The 13037-nt window shown below is 70.0% G+C and carries 18 protein-coding genes; 14 read left to right on the top strand and 4 right to left on the bottom strand.

Features of this window, described 5'->3' with window-relative positions:
• The first annotated feature begins 106 nt into the window (after positions 1-106).
• From ABZU72_RS14540 to ABZU72_RS14530, 3 genes are all read left to right on the top strand, one after another.
• The gene (locus ABZU72_RS14540) at positions 107-1213 is read left to right on the top strand and encodes a ferrochelatase (RefSeq protein ID WP_355019547.1); all 1107 of its coding nucleotides are present in this window, start codon (positions 107-109) and stop codon (positions 1211-1213) included.
• A 33-nt stretch (positions 1214-1246) separates the two neighbouring features.
• The gene (locus ABZU72_RS14535) at positions 1247-2107 is read left to right on the top strand and encodes an inositol monophosphatase family protein (RefSeq protein ID WP_355019546.1); all 861 of its coding nucleotides are present in this window, start codon (positions 1247-1249) and stop codon (positions 2105-2107) included.
• A 266-nt stretch (positions 2108-2373) separates the two neighbouring features.
• A complete protein-coding gene (locus tag ABZU72_RS14530; RefSeq protein ID WP_040755057.1) occupies positions 2374-2664 on the top strand; it encodes a DUF4193 domain-containing protein in 291 nt (96 codons plus the stop codon).
• Between the two features lie 161 nt (positions 2665-2825).
• Here ABZU72_RS14530 and ABZU72_RS14525 read toward each other — a convergent pair whose 3' ends face one another.
• Positions 2826-3140: a DUF4235 domain-containing protein gene (locus ABZU72_RS14525; protein ID WP_355019545.1), complete on the bottom strand. Its 315-nt coding sequence runs from the start codon at positions 3138-3140 to the stop codon at positions 2826-2828.
• 35 nt (positions 3141-3175) lie between these two features.
• Positions 3176-3652: a DUF3093 domain-containing protein gene (locus ABZU72_RS14520; protein WP_355019544.1), complete on the bottom strand. Its 477-nt coding sequence runs from the start codon at positions 3650-3652 to the stop codon at positions 3176-3178.
• Between the two features lie 55 nt (positions 3653-3707).
• Here ABZU72_RS14520 and dut point away from each other — a divergent pair, with 55 nt between their 5' ends.
• The 6 genes from dut (at position 3708) to ABZU72_RS14490 (ending at position 8076) form a co-directional block, all read left to right on the top strand.
• A complete protein-coding gene (dut, locus tag ABZU72_RS14515) occupies positions 3708-4160 on the top strand; it encodes a dUTP diphosphatase (RefSeq protein WP_355019543.1) in 453 nt (150 codons plus the stop codon).
• 128 nt (positions 4161-4288) lie between these two features.
• On the top strand, positions 4289-4876 hold the full coding sequence (locus tag ABZU72_RS14510; RefSeq protein WP_355019542.1) for a DUF3710 domain-containing protein: 588 nt from the start codon (positions 4289-4291) through the stop codon (positions 4874-4876).
• Positions 4877-4883: 7 nt separating this feature from the next.
• Positions 4884-5255, top strand: coding sequence for an OB-fold nucleic acid binding domain-containing protein (locus tag ABZU72_RS14505; protein WP_350658712.1), 372 nt, complete (start codon positions 4884-4886; stop codon positions 5253-5255).
• A gap of 11 nt (positions 5256-5266) precedes the next feature.
• Complete coding sequence (locus tag ABZU72_RS14500; RefSeq protein ID WP_355019541.1) at positions 5267-6016, top strand: DUF3159 domain-containing protein; 750 nt, start codon at positions 5267-5269, stop codon at positions 6014-6016.
• 17 nt (positions 6017-6033) lie between these two features.
• The gene (locus tag ABZU72_RS14495; protein WP_355019540.1) at positions 6034-6561 is read left to right on the top strand and encodes a cell division protein FtsQ; all 528 of its coding nucleotides are present in this window, start codon (positions 6034-6036) and stop codon (positions 6559-6561) included.
• A gap of 78 nt (positions 6562-6639) precedes the next feature.
• Positions 6640-8076 carry a PepSY domain-containing protein gene (locus ABZU72_RS14490; protein WP_355019539.1) on the top strand — a complete coding sequence of 479 codons (1437 nt, stop codon included), beginning with the start codon at positions 6640-6642 and terminating at the stop codon, positions 8074-8076.
• A gap of 1 nt (position 8077) precedes the next feature.
• On the opposite strand, the gene ABZU72_RS14485 is transcribed toward ABZU72_RS14490, so the two are convergent.
• A complete protein-coding gene (locus ABZU72_RS14485) occupies positions 8078-8491 on the bottom strand; it encodes a transcriptional repressor (RefSeq protein ID WP_355019538.1) in 414 nt (137 codons plus the stop codon).
• A 128-nt stretch (positions 8492-8619) separates the two neighbouring features.
• On the opposite strand from ABZU72_RS14485, the gene rpmB reads away from it, so the two are divergent.
• The 5 genes from rpmB to ABZU72_RS14460 all read left to right on the top strand — a co-directional run bounded on the left by rpmB (position 8620) and on the right by ABZU72_RS14460 (position 11460).
• On the top strand, positions 8620-8856 hold the full coding sequence (gene rpmB / locus ABZU72_RS14480) for a 50S ribosomal protein L28 (RefSeq protein ID WP_141804817.1): 237 nt from the start codon (positions 8620-8622) through the stop codon (positions 8854-8856).
• Positions 8856-9161 carry a 30S ribosomal protein S14 gene (rpsN, locus tag ABZU72_RS14475; protein ID WP_160023062.1) on the top strand — a complete coding sequence of 102 codons (306 nt, stop codon included), beginning with the start codon at positions 8856-8858 and terminating at the stop codon, positions 9159-9161. The genes rpmB and rpsN overlap by 1 nt, the downstream gene beginning before the upstream one ends.
• A gap of 74 nt (positions 9162-9235) precedes the next feature.
• The gene (locus ABZU72_RS14470) at positions 9236-10222 is read left to right on the top strand and encodes a permease (protein WP_355019537.1); all 987 of its coding nucleotides are present in this window, start codon (positions 9236-9238) and stop codon (positions 10220-10222) included.
• Positions 10219-10932 (top strand): TIGR03943 family protein, encoded by a 714-nt coding sequence (locus ABZU72_RS14465; RefSeq protein ID WP_355019536.1) that lies wholly within the window; start codon positions 10219-10221, stop codon positions 10930-10932. Before ABZU72_RS14470 ends, ABZU72_RS14465 begins: the two co-directional genes overlap by 4 nt.
• Positions 10933-10938: 6 nt before the next feature.
• Positions 10939-11460 (top strand): hypothetical protein, encoded by a 522-nt coding sequence (locus tag ABZU72_RS14460; RefSeq protein ID WP_355019535.1) that lies wholly within the window; start codon positions 10939-10941, stop codon positions 11458-11460.
• Between the two features lie 15 nt (positions 11461-11475).
• On the opposite strand, the gene ABZU72_RS14455 is transcribed toward ABZU72_RS14460, so the two are convergent.
• Positions 11476-13029, bottom strand: a complete 1554-nt coding sequence (locus ABZU72_RS14455) for a bifunctional NAD(P)/FAD-dependent oxidoreductase/class I SAM-dependent methyltransferase (protein ID WP_355019534.1) — start codon at positions 13027-13029, stop codon at positions 11476-11478.
• Positions 13030-13037 lie beyond the last annotated feature (8 nt).

Genomic DNA, 13037 nt, shown 5'->3' with positions numbered 1-13037 from the left:
CCAACACAGTCCCATCGAGCGCGACATGGACTGTGTTGGTCTCGACACGCTCGGCCGCGGGCGGCCTCGCGGCTCGACCAGCGGGGGCGATCAATATGATGGTCGGGTGGATGTCTCTCCTTACGATGCCTTGCTGTTCGTCTCTTTTGGGGGGCCGGAGAAGACCGAGGACGTGGTGCCGTTCCTGGAGAACGTGACTCGGGGGCGGGGGATCCCGCGGGAGCGGCTGGTCGAGGTGGGGCAGCACTACTTCGATCGGGGCGGGAAGTCGCCGATCAACGACCAGAACCGGGCTTTCCTGGCGGCGCTGCGCAGCGACCTGGCGGAGAACGGGATCGACCTGCCGGTCTACTGGGGCAACCGCAACTGGGACCCCTACCTGAGCGACACGGTCGCGCAGATGCGGGCAGACGGGATCAAGCGGGCGGCGGTCTTCGCGACCAGCGCCTACTCGTCCTACTCCTCGTGCCGGCAGTACCGCGAGAACCTCTTCGAGGCGTGCGACAACGCCGGTGGAGTCGACCAGACGCCGGTGCTCGACAAGCTGCGGCGCTACTACAACCACCCGGGCTTCGTGGCACCCGTCGTCGACGGGGTGCTCGCCTCCCTCGAGGACCTGCCCGAGGACGAGCGCGATGGCGCGCGGATCCTCTTCGTGACCCACTCGATCCCGACCTCGATGAACGACAACGCCGGACCCGACGGCAATGCGTACGTCGCCCAGCACCTCGACGTCGCCAAGGTGATCGCCGAGCAGGTCGCGCAGCGGCGCGGGGTCACCCACGAGTGGGACCTCGTCTACTGCAGCCGCTCCGGCGCCCCGCACATCCCGTGGCTCGAGCCCGACGTGAACGACCACCTCGAGGACCTGGCGAGCAAGAATGTCGCCGCCGTCGTGATGTGTCCGGTGGGCTTCGTCTCCGACCACATGGAGGTCGTCTACGACCTCGACACCGAGGCCATGGCCACCGCCGAGAAGCTCGGGATCCACGCCCGCCGCAGCCCGACCGCGGGGGAGGACCCGCGCTTCGTGGCTGCCGTACGCGAGCTGCTCCTCGAGCGTGCCGCTGCGGAGCGTGGGGAGGCCCCTGAGCGGCCTATCGTGGGCGACCTGGGCCCCGGGCCCGACCGCTGTCCCGCGGGCTGCTGTTTCAACCAGCGCTCGCAGCTGCCGACCCTGTCCGGAGAGGACTCGCCCCAGTACTCCGAGTAAACAGGTGATCAGCCGCGGCATAGGGTCGGCCCCATGACAGAGCATCCAGCGCCGGCTCAGCCCGCCCCCAAGTCCGGAGACCTGCTCGCGCTCGCGGTGGCGACCGCCCGCGCGGCCGCCGATCTCGTTCGCGAGCGGGCCGCCGGCGTGGTCGAGGTGGCGGCCACGAAGTCGACCGCGACCGATGTGGTCACCGAGGCCGACCGGGACACCGAGGCGCTGATCCGGCGGCTGATCTCCCAGGAGCGTCCGGAGGACGCCTTCTTCGGTGAGGAGGGCGAGGAGACGAAGGGCACCAGCGGCGTACGCTGGATCGTCGACCCGATCGACGGCACCGTCAACTTCCTCTACGGCCTTCCGAGCTACGCGGTCTCGATCGCGGCGGAGTATGCCGGCGAGGTCGTCGCCGGCGCGGTCGTGGACGTGCCCCGCGGCACCCTCTACGCCGCCTTCCGGCAGCCCGACGGATCGGTCGCCGCGGTCAAGGACGGCGAGCCCATCCGCGTACGGCAGCCCGCCGAGCTCGGGCAGCGGCTGATCGCCACCGGGTTCTCCTACGACGCCGAGCTCCGCCGGGTTCAGGCCGAGGCGCTGGTCCGGTTCCTGCCGGTCGTACGTGACGTTCGTCGCATCGGCTCGGCGGCTCTGGACATCTGCGGGGTGGCCGAGGGAACCCTCGACGGCTACCTCGAGGAGGGGCTGCACCTGTGGGATCACGCCGCGGCCGGCTTGGTCGCGGAGGCCGCCGGTGCTCGCTGGGAGGCGACGACCGGCATCGGCGGTCGCCGGTTCGTGATCGTCGCACCAGCCCACGGCTACGATGAACTACGGAAAGCGGCTGTTCAGGCCGGTTTTCTGCCAGTTGACTCGCTCCCGGGTGTCGTACCCGACTGAAAGCCGCTGGTTGATGTAGATCTATGACCGGCCGGGGGCCGGGAAGGTCCCGGAGCCCCGTCGGTACAGCCGCGTTCACCCACCCGAAACTCGACGCTCATCTATCCCCGTGATAGGGAATACCGCCAGATGACAGAACGTTTCGGCGACGCGGACCCGGTTGAGTGTGCGAAATCCGCATTGATGGTGCACAATCCACGGGCCGTGCCGCTGCCCTCGGGGGCGCGCGGGGGGACTGAAGATGAGTGAGAAGGGGAGTGGCGCATATGGCGACGGACTACGACGCACCGCGTAAAAATGAAGAGGACCAGTCCGAGGAGAGCATCGAAGAGCTCAAGGCTCGTCGTCACGACAAGAACTCGGGCAAGGTTGACGAGGACGAGGCCGAGGCGGCCGAGTCGTTCGAGCTCCCGGGAGCCGATCTCAGCCACGAGGAGCTCGCGGTCGAGGTCAAGCCGAAGCAGGAGGACGAGTTCACCTGTATGAGCTGCTTCCTGGTCCACCACCGCAGCCAGCTGGCTGACGAGAAGAAGATGATCTGCTTCGACTGTGCGTAAGCGCAGTCGAAAACGCCGAGTCGGCGGGTTTGTACAGCTTGCGCTAGCAAGCGCTGTGTACAAACGCGCTGACTCGGCGGAAAGCCCGACGCAAGCCGGGCAAATAAGCAAGGCCGCACGGAACCCCGTGCGGCCTTCTTGCTATCTCAGAATCTGCTGACTCAGGACTCGTCCTTCTCCAGCTGCTTCGGCAGCCGACCGACCGACTTCATGTAGTAGTTGGCCGCTCGGCGCTGTGCGAACATCCGCGCGAGCGCGACGGTGGCGCCGGTCGCAGCCGACCAGAGCACGGCCTCCACGAGGCGTACGTCGGGGTCGGCGGGGTTCGCCGGTGGCTTGCGTCCGGTGGACGCCTTCCAGCCGGTGGAGAGGACCTTGTTCGTGACCTTCGCGGCCCCGATTCCGCTGACGAGGGCCATGATCGCCCAGACCTTGTCAGCCTTGTCGGCTTTGTCAGCCTTGGTGGACTTGGACATACCTCGAGCCTAGGCCATGGCGGGGAGGTTGCCGCTCAGAGACTCGCTCGGAGCGCGTTGACCGTCTTCGCGAGCGCCACCGGGTGGCGGGTGAAGAGCAGCCAGTAGGGCGCCGGGTCGGCGGGGTCGTCGATGGTGACCCGCACCGCGCGCTTGAGGTAGGGACGAAGGAGCAGGTACGCCCTGGCGTCGGCGTCGCGCCCCGCAAGGTGATGTGCCTCGGTCTCGTCGAGAGCGACCGCCTCGCCGAGGAAGCGCGCCTCGATCCGGGCGGGCCCGGCGCGCAGGACGCCGTCGGCGATCGTGATCCGGGCGTTGCCGTAGACGATCATGGCCAGCGCGAACAGGCCGACGATCGCCGCGGTGATGCCCCAGGCGAGTGCGGCCGGAACCCACAGGATGACCGCGATCCACAGGGTCGCCAGGAACATGACGCCCTGGACCCACCACCGCAGCGGCACGGTCAGTCGCTCGTCGTACGCCGGGGTGCTCACGAATCGTGAGTTTTTCATGTCGGTCAAGGGAGTCACGAATCGGGTGAGCCGTAGAGCATCTAAGGTGCGGGTTGTGTCTGATCTCGAAGTAGCCCTGGTCCGTCTCGACGCCGAGCTGCCGCCCCCTGCGTACGCCCACCCGGGCGATGCCGGAGCCGACCTGCGGACGACCGTGGACGTGAGCCTGAAGCCGGGGGAGCGCGCCCTCGTGCCGACCGGGATCGCGATGGCGCTGCCGGAGGGGTACGTCGGCCTGGTGCACCCGCGCTCTGGCCTCGCCGCCAAGCACGGGCTGTCCATCGTCAACGCCCCCGGCACCGTCGACGCCGGCTACCGCGGCGAGGTGAAGGTGGCGCTGATCAACCTGGACCCTGTCGAGGCGATCGAGCTGCGTCGCGGCGACCGGATCGCCCAGCTGGTGATCCAGCGCGTCGAGCAGGCTCGTTTCGTCGAGGTCTCCGAGTTGCCCGACTCGGTTCGTGGCGATGGGGGATACGGTTCTACAGGGGGCTTCTCCAACCGCTGAGGGATCAGTGTTAGATAAGTCTCCTCAGAGACTCACCGCAAACCTGAAAGCAGATGGTCGTGAAGTTCCGCCGCAAGTCCACGCCCTCCCACCGGGGAGAGCCATCTGCACCGGTCACAGACGGGCCGATGGCCCCCGAGCGGCCGGTGCCGGCAGCTCCCGAGGTCGGGCCGTTCGACATCGACTCCGTGCCCGACGGGCTGATCACCGGCGACTGGGTGGACCTCGGCTCGATGATGCTCGCCCCCGCGCCGGGCAAGGAGCTGCGCCTGCAGGTGGACGAGAAGTCCGGGCAGATCGCGGCCGTGATGCTGACCGCTGAGGACGGCGCCATGGAGCTGCGCGCCTTCGCCGCGCCCCGCAACGGCGACCTGTGGACCGAGTCGCTGCCGATGCTGCGCGAGGACGTCCAGCAGCGCGGCGGTGCCACCGCCGACCTGGAGGGTCCCTGGGGCACCGAGCTGATCACCCAGATGAAGGTCAAGCTGCCCGACGGCCAGCCGGCCGTCCAGCAGACCCGCATCATCGGCGTCAACGGCCCGCGCTGGATGCTCCGCGCCACCATGATGGGTCGTCCCGCGATGGAGCCGACCGCCGGCAAGGAGTGGGAGAAGCTCCTCGAGCGGGTCGTCGTGCGCCGCGGTGAGGGGGCCAAGCCGAAGGGCGAGGCGCTCGAGGTGAAGCTGCCGCCCAACGCCCGCCGCGTCGAGAAGTGAGCCAGTAGTGTCCAAGGGTCGGCTGCGCGCGAAGCTCAGTGAGTGGGCGAACACCGGCTCGATCGACGCGAGCGAGATCCGGGCCGCCTACGTCGCCAAGGACTTCGCCTCCATCGCCGACGCGCCCGACCGTGAGCCGGTGCGGCTGCGGGGGACGTTGCGTACGATCACGCTACGACCACGCGGCGGCGTCCCGGCGCTGGAGGCCGACCTGTTCGACGGCTCCGGCACCCTGACGCTCATCTGGCTGGGACGCCGGCGCATCGCCGGGATCAGCCCGGGCCGGTCGCTGCAGGTGCAGGGCCGCATCGGCCGTACCGACGGCCAGCGCATCATGTTCAACCCCCGCTACGAGCTGATACCGGACCCCAACGAGTGAGCCAACCACACGTGAGCCCCACCTCTGAGACCCCTGCCGACGGCCAGGGCGACGAGCACGACCACAACCATCCGACGGTCGACACCGTCGAGGCGGTCGTACGCCGCCAGATGTCCGCCGGGCTGGGCGGTGTGCGCGGGATGCTCGAGGCCGGCGTGCCCGGCCTGGTCTTCACCATCGCCTGGCTGGTGTTCAAGGACCTCAAGGTCGCGCTGATCGCCTCGGCGGCGACCGCGGCGGTCTTCCTGCTGGTGCGGCTCGTGCAGCGCTCGAGCCTGCAGTACGTCGGCAACGCCATCTTCGGCATCCTCATCGGCTTCGCGGTGGTGCGGCTGGCCCAGTCCATGGGCGGCACGGCCGAGGAGCAGGCGCTGGCCTACTTCCTGCCCGGCATCCTGATCAGCCTCGGCTACACCGTCGTGGTCGGCGGCCTGTGCCTGATCGGCTGGCCGATCTTCGGCTTCTTCATCGGCATGGCCAGCGGCGATCCGCTCGAGTGGCACCAGGACAAGCAGATCGTAAAGCTGTGCTCGCGGCTGACCTGGCTCTTCCTGGCGCCCGGCGCGATCGGTGCGGCCATTCAGGGCCCGATCTGGTTCCTGGCCTGGAGCGGGACCATCGACCGGGACTGGGCGATCCTCGCCCTCGGCATCCTCCGCACCGGCCTCGGCTGGGCGCTCCGGATCGCCTGCTACGGCACCATGATCTGGCTCCTCGCCCGCAACCACACGCCGGTCCAGGGCCGCCCCCAGGACGCCTGAGCCGGATGGAGCTCCGGGTGGTGAGGCCGACACGCGGAAGCGTGTGGCTCTCCCTGCTCGCCACCATCGAGATCATGACCGGCGCGGCCCTGGCCCACCTGGCCGCGGGCGGCGCGCTGCCGAGCGCCGGCTGGCTGGCCGCGGCGGCCTTGGCCGTCTTCGGCGCCGGCGTCGTGGTGCTGCAGCGCCGGGTCGGACTCCTCACCGGTGCTGTCCTGGCCGGCCTGTCCCAGCTCGGGCTCCACGAGGTCTTCGCGGCGTTCTCCGCGGCCCCCGGTGTCGAGCACCATCACGCGGTCGGCACCTCGCTCGGCTCCGCCGACGGCGCCGCGATGCTCCTGGCCCACGCCAGCGCCGCCGTCCTCTCCGTCGTTGTCTGGGTGCTGCACCGCAGGGCCCTCGCCGTGACCGTACGCAGCCTGCCGACGCCGCGGATCGCGGTCGCCGGCCGCCTGCTCGCCGAGTCGACACAGCTCGTCCCGCGACCGGCCCTGTGGGCCCATGTCTCTCCGCGAAGAGGACCGCCGAGGCCGGCAGGCCTCTGAGATCCCTCTGCGAGCACCACCGGGCGAGTCCCGGTGGCTGTCTTGCGTACCCGAAAATTCGCGAGAGAGAAACCTCCAATGTCCGTTCCGACCCAATTCCAGGCCGCACCTCCAGGAAAGCCACAGATCGAGCCGTCGAGCTCCTCGCCCGGCTGGTGGCCGATGATCCGTCCGCTCGTGCTGCGGCTGCACTTCTACGCCGGGGTGCTGGTCGCCCCGTTCATCCTGGTCGCCTCGGTGACCGGGCTGCTCTACACGATCGCTCCGCAGGTCGAGCAGATCGCCTACCACGAGCTGACCCATGTCACCCCGGCCGGCGAGACGGTGCCGCTGGCCGAGCAGGTCGCCGCGGCCCGGGCGAGCCACCCCGACGGCGACATCCTCCGCATCGATGTTCCGCCTGCCGCAGACCGAAGCACCCGGGTGGTCTTTGCCGACGAGACCGTGCCCGACGACTACGCGATGTCGGTCTTCGTCAACCCCTACACCGCCGGCGTGGAGGGCCAGGTGCGCAGCTACGGCCAGTGGCTCGGCTTCCGCGCCTGGCTCGATGAGCTGCACCGAAACCTCCACCTGGGTGCCTTCGGGCGTTACTACAGCGAGCTCGCCGCGAGCTGGTTGTGGGTGGTGGCCCTCGGCGGGCTGATGCTGTGGATCGGCAAGGGACGCCGAGACCGGCGGGTGCGCCGGCTGGTTACGCCCGACCCGGCGGCCACCGGACGCTCCCGGGTGATGTCGTGGCACGCCGTCATCGGCGTGTGGGTCCTGCTGGGCGTACTGGCGCTGTCGGTCTCGGGGCTGACCTGGTCGCGCTTCGCCGGGGCGAACATCGGAGAGGTGCGTACGGCGCTGTCGTGGACCGAGCCCACACCGGCCACCTCCCTGCACACCGGCGGCGCCACGGACGAGCACGCGCACCACGGCTCCTCGGGCCCGGCGGCAGGCGTCGAGGACCCGGATGCGGTCTTCTCCGACGGGGCCGGTGTCGACGGAGTCCTCGCCACCGCGCGGGAGGCCGGGCTGGGTGATCCGCTCTACCTGGTTCCGCCGGCCGACGGCGCCAGCGCGTGGACGGCGGCCGAGAACAAGCGTGACTGGCCGACCAGGTACGACGCGATCAGCGTGGACCCCGCTACGGGCAAGATGCTGGACCGGGTCGACTTCGCCGACTGGCCGGTCATGGCGAAACTGACCGACTGGGTCATCGGCGCCCACATGGGCATCCTGTTCGGCGTCGTCAACCAGCTGGCGCTCGCGGCACTCGCGATCGGCCTGATCGTGATGACCCTGCTCGGCTACCGGATGTGGTGGTTGCGGCGTCCGCGCGGCGCGAGCCGGCTGCGGTTCGGCCGGCCGGTGCCTCGCGGTGCCTGGCGCCGGCTGCCGGTGCCTGTGCTGGTCGGCGGCATCGCGGTGACCGCGCTCGTCGGCTGGTTCGTCCCGATGCTGGGGATCAGCCTGGTCGCGTTCCTGCTGGTCGACGCCGCACTGGGGGCGGTGCGTCGGCGCAGCTGAGTCAGGAGGCGGCGCAGGTCGCGCAGAGGCCGAAGATCTCCACGGTGTGGTTGACGTCGGTGAAGCCGTTCTGCGCCGCCACCTTGTCTGCCCAGGTCTCCACGGCCGGACCCTCGATCTCCACGGCCTTGCCGCAGCTGCGGCAGACCAGGTGGTGGTGATGGGTCGTGGAGGCGTCGCCGCACAGCCGGTAGGTGGACTCGCCGTCGGGCTTGTGGATCACGTCGGCGAGTCCGTCGTCGACGAAGATCTGCAGGTGGCGGTAGACCGTGGAGAGGCCGATCTTCTCGCCGTTGGCTCGCAGCGTGGCGTAGACGTCCTGGGCGCTGCGGAAGGTGTCCTCGGCGGCGAGAGCCTCCTTCACCGCGGCGCCCTGGTTGGTTGCGCGCCGCTTGACCTGCTGGGTTGGTGCCATGGGCGCCATGTTAGTCGGTATCGGTATGGATCCCCTGCCCAGTGGCACCGTCAGCAGGGCGGTCGATGACACCGTGTGCGGCGCCTGTGTCATAATGGGAACGATTCCCAATAAGACGAAAGGCTGCCATGTCACGCACGTGTCAGGTCACCGGAGCCCGCCCCGGCTTCGGTAACAACCGCCCCTGGTCCAAGAAGGCGACCCGGCGACGCTGGGAGGTGAACCTGCAGAAGAAGACCTACTACGTCCCCAGCCTGGGCCGGAAGGTCACGCTGCGGCTCAGCACCAACGCGATCAAGCGGATCGACGTACGCGGCATCGACGCCGTCGTCGCCGAGATGCTCGCCCGAGGGGAGAAGATCTGATGGCCAAGAAGTCCAAGATCGCGGCCGAGGCCAAGCGCCGCGAGATCGTGGAGCGGTATGCAGCACGCCGGGCCGAGATCAAGGAGCGCATCCGCACCGCCGAGCCGGGCTCGGCCGAGCAGGCCGAGGCCGTCCGCGCCCTGTCCCGTCTGCCGCGCGACTCCTCACCCGTACGCCTGCGCAATCGCGACCAGGTCGACGGCCGGCCGCGGGGCTATCTGCGCAAGGCGGGCGTGTCCCGGATCCGGTTCCGCGAGCTCGCGCACAAGGGGCATCTGCCCGGGATCACCAAGTCCAGCTGGTGAGTTCCTAACGAGAATCGTTCCGAGTCGGCGAGGCGCAACCCGGCCGTCATCGGCCTGTGCTAAACACACGCCTCATGAGTACGAAGACCCCGGTGCGGGCAGCCGAGAAGTCTGGGTTCAGGCTGGGGCAGACAGAGGTCGTGGCGATCGTCCTGCTCGTCATCCTGCTCTCGCAGCGCTGGCTGCTGCCGCTTTTGGACCATGACCTGTTCAACACCTGGGGCACCATCTTCGTCGCCATCGTGGTGCAGTCGGCTCCGTTCCTGCTCGGTGGCGTGCTGCTCAGCGCCGTCATCTCGACCTTCCTCTCGGAGAAGGCGCTGAGCAAGATCGTGCCCAAGAGCCCGGCGCTCGGTGTCCCGGTCGCCGGCCTGGCCGGCATCGGGCTGCCGGGCTGCGAGTGCGCCGCGGTGCCGGTGACGAACTCGTTGATCCGCCGCGGGGTGGCACCCGCGGTCGCGCTGACGTTCCTGCTGGCCGCGCCCGCGGTCAACCCGGCGGTGCTCGTCTCGACCGCGGTCGCCTTCCCCGGCCAGCCGGTGATGGTGCTGGCGCGCTTCCTGGCGTCGCTGATCACGGCGGTGGCGGTCGGCTGGATCATGCTCGCCCGGGGCAAGCTGCTGCTCGAGCGGCTGACCAACCTGGGCCGCGACGAGCACGCCCACGGTCGGTCGTTCCTCGGCAACGTCAGCCACGACTTCCTGCACGCCTCCGGCTTCCTGGTGCTGGGCGCCATGCTGGCCGCGGCGGTCAACACCTTCGTACCCCGCTCGGTGGTCAACACCGTTGCCGGTCAGGCGGTGCTCGGGATCGTTACCCTGGCGCTGTTCGCGTTCATCGTGGCGCTCTGCTCGGAGTCCGACGCCTTCGTCGCGGCCTCGTTCACCGCCTTCTCCGACACCGCGAAGCTGGTCTTCCTCGTCGTCGGCCCGGCGATGGACATCAAGCTCGCCTCGATGGAGGCCGGCCAGTTCGGCACAGGCTTCGCGCTTCGCTTCGTACCCTTGGTGATCATCACGGCGGTCGCCTCCGCCGTCGGCATCGGATGGTGGCTGCTGTGACTCGTACTACCCAGGCCCTGGTGGTCGGCTTCCTCGGCGCGGTCCTGCTGCGGCTCTCGCTCGGCGACGGCTATCTGAGGTACGTCACCGGCTGGATGAAGTGGCCGCTGGTCGCCACCGGCGTGGTGCTGCTCGGGCTGACTGTGTGGATGCTGCTGCGTCCGGCGTCGGGCGAGCACGACGGCGAGGACGGCGACGACCACGACGCCCATGACCACAAGGTCCCGGCGATGACCTGGCTGGCGATCGTGCCCGGCGTGATCGTCTTCGTGGCCAGCCCGCCGTCCCTGGGCGCCTATCTCGCCGAGCGACGTGCCGACGACCCGGTCGCTGCGGCCCCCGACGCCGAGATCCTGCCGCTGCCCGCCTCCGACGGGCCGGTCGACGTCGAGGTCGCCGAGTTCATGTGGCGTGCCGGCGTCGAGGACGGCGCGACGATCAAGGACCGCGACGTACGCCTCACCGGCTTCGTCAGCACCGACGAGAACGGCAACTGGTACGTCACCCGCATCGCCATCGCCTGCTGCGCCGCCGACGCGAGCGCCTCGCGGGTACGGGTCGAGGACTACGACGAAGCCCCGGAGCGCGACTCATGGGTCGCGGTCACCGGTCGCTGGGTCGAGGGCACCGCGCCGGGCGGCAAGTCGGAGACGGCCATCGAGGCCGCCTCCGTCGAGCCGCGCGAGGCGCCCGCCAACACCTACCAGTGAGCATCGATGGGTGACCCAAGGCGCTCCGGCAACCCCGCTCGCCGGGCAGAGGCGCAGCGTGAGCCGACCTGGCGCGACCGCTTCCCGCCGCGGGCGATCGTCGTCGGCGTGATCATCGCGGTCGCGATCGGCGTCGTGGTGCTCACCCGCGACCTCGGCGGTGGAGACGCTCCGGCGGTCTCCGCCCCCTCGGCTGCGACCTCGTCGGCCGCTCCGGTCGCCGCGGGTCCGATCGCGTCCTTGGAGGAGTTCTGCGGCGCCGTACAGACCATGGCGAACGCCCACGCGACCCAGATGGCTACGCCGAACGACGAGAACGAGACCGCGCTCGGTCTGGCGGCGACGAGCCTGCAGTCGATGGGTGTTCCCGAAGGTACGCCGGCGGCAGCTGTCGAGGGCGTGCGGATGATGATCGAGGACGCCCTGCGCACCGGCCGCGGTGAAGACCCGCTGGAGCGCAGCGAGGCCCAGAACCTCGCCTACGAGCGCCTCGGCGAGTTCCTCACCGAGACCTGCGGAGCCGCCTGACGCTCCGCCTGGCGATCACCGGCGACGGAGCAGGACCACGGCGTCCTCGAGGGTGGATTCCTCGCCAGACGGGGTGGTCACGGGACGGTGCCGGTGCTCGACGACGACCGTCTCCCAGTGCTCCTCGGGCAGGCCGAGCTCGGCCAGCTCCTCCTTGGCGTCGAGGAAGCGGTGCTCGTGCGCGGCGGCGTCTGCCCACGGCGGTGCGGCCGCGTGGGAGGTGACCAGAAGGTGTCCGCCCAGGCTCACCAGATCGGCCGCGCGACGCAGGATGTCGGTGCGCGGCAGCTCGACGGGGGAGTGGAAGAAGCTGGCGGTGACCAGGTCGTAGCTCCCGTCGAGGTCGGCCGGCGAGGAGAGGTCGGAGACCACGAACCTCGCCTGGTCCTCGTTCAGCCCGGCAGCGCGCGCCGCCTCGCGTCCGCGAGTGGCGGCGTTCTCGGAGATGTCGATGCCGGTGGCTCGCCAGCCCTGCTGCGCCAGCCAGATCACGTCGGCGCCCTCCCCGGAGCCCAGGTCGAGGGCCGTCCCGGGCTCGAGGCCGGCGGCGATGTCACCGAGCACGGTGTTCACCTTGCCGGACCATATCCGGTCGCTGCCGGCGTACCTCTCCTGCCAGAAGTCCACCGCGGCGGGCCCGGCCGCGGCCCGGTCGAAGTCGTCGGTGACCAGGGTCATGTTCACGACGCTGCCGGCCATGGTGCCGGCGCTCATGCTGATCGGGACGTTGGCCATCGGGTTGGAGACGTTGCCGACCGCCCAGATCCGGTCGCTGCTGGTCTTGCCGGTCGCGTCGACGGCGAGGAAGCTGCCGACCGGGGAGTCCGCGCGGTCGAGGCCGAGGTGGGTCAGGAAGCCGTCGTGCGGGCGCAGGGTGCCGGCGGTGAAGATGGCGCCGACCTCGGTGGTCTTCCCGTCGGCGGTACGCACCGCGGTGACCTGGTCGCCCTCGCCGAGGATCTCGGTGACCGGCGAGGTCACGAGGGTGATCCCGCGCGACAGCAGTCGCTGCTCGTCGGCCTCGTCCAGCGGGCCTAGCCCCGCGGTGAAGACGACGACGTCGTCGCTCCACTGCCGGATCAGCTGCGCCTGGTGCATCCCGAGCGGTGAGGTGGTCAGGACGCCGATCCGCCGGTCGCGCACCTCCCAGCCGTGGCAGTAGGGGCAGTGCAGGACGGTGGCGCCCCAGCGCTCAGCGAGCCCGGGGATGTCGGGAAGCTCGTCGGTGACGCCGGTGGCGACGATCGCGATCCGGCCGGTGAGCCGCTCGCCGTCCTCCAGCAGGACGCTCACGCCGTCGTCGGTCTCGTCGAGGCGGGCGACGCGCCCGGGTCGGATCCCAACGTCGTACGTAGCCAGCTCCTCACGTCCCTTGCGCAGCAGGTCGGTGGGGTCGATGCCCTCGTGGCCGAGTACGCCGTGCATGTGTGCCGCGAAGCGGTTGCGGGGGAGGCCGGAGTCGATCACGAGGGTCCGGCGGCGGGAGCGGCCGAGCATGAGAGCCGCGGAGAGGCCGGCGGCACCGCCGCCGATGACGATTGCGTCGAAGTGTTCGGTGTGTTGGGTCATGCCTCCAG

Origin of the sequence: Nocardioides sp. NPDC004968 (assembly GCF_040608935.1) — a bacterium.
GTDB lineage: Bacteria > Actinomycetota > Actinomycetes > Propionibacteriales > Nocardioidaceae > Nocardioides.
Note: the sequence above shows the minus strand (reverse complement) of the source record. Positions and strands in the feature narration are given on the sequence as shown.

Coding starts and splice junctions, on each gene's coding strand:
- ABZU72_RS14525 (WP_355019545.1), bottom strand. CDS start 3,140: ATGTCCAAGTCCACCAAGGCTGACAAAGCCGACAAGGCTGACAAGGTC.
- ABZU72_RS14530 (WP_040755057.1), top strand. CDS start 2,374: ATGGCGACGGACTACGACGCACCGCGTAAAAATGAAGAGGACCAGTCC.
- ABZU72_RS14455 (WP_355019534.1), bottom strand. CDS start 13,029: ATGACCCAACACACCGAACACTTCGACGCAATCGTCATCGGCGGCGGT.
- rpmB (WP_141804817.1), top strand. CDS start 8,620: ATGTCACGCACGTGTCAGGTCACCGGAGCCCGCCCCGGCTTCGGTAAC.
- ABZU72_RS14535 (WP_355019546.1), top strand. CDS start 1,247: ATGACAGAGCATCCAGCGCCGGCTCAGCCCGCCCCCAAGTCCGGAGAC.
- ABZU72_RS14470 (WP_355019537.1), top strand. CDS start 9,236: ATGAGTACGAAGACCCCGGTGCGGGCAGCCGAGAAGTCTGGGTTCAGG.
- ABZU72_RS14460 (WP_355019535.1), top strand. CDS start 10,939: ATGGGTGACCCAAGGCGCTCCGGCAACCCCGCTCGCCGGGCAGAGGCG.
- ABZU72_RS14520 (WP_355019544.1), bottom strand. CDS start 3,652: ATGAAAAACTCACGATTCGTGAGCACCCCGGCGTACGACGAGCGACTG.
- rpsN (WP_160023062.1), top strand. CDS start 8,856: ATGGCCAAGAAGTCCAAGATCGCGGCCGAGGCCAAGCGCCGCGAGATC.
- ABZU72_RS14485 (WP_355019538.1), bottom strand. CDS start 8,491: ATGGCACCAACCCAGCAGGTCAAGCGGCGCGCAACCAACCAGGGCGCC.
- ABZU72_RS14490 (WP_355019539.1), top strand. CDS start 6,640: ATGTCCGTTCCGACCCAATTCCAGGCCGCACCTCCAGGAAAGCCACAG.
- ABZU72_RS14510 (WP_355019542.1), top strand. CDS start 4,289: ATGGCCCCCGAGCGGCCGGTGCCGGCAGCTCCCGAGGTCGGGCCGTTC.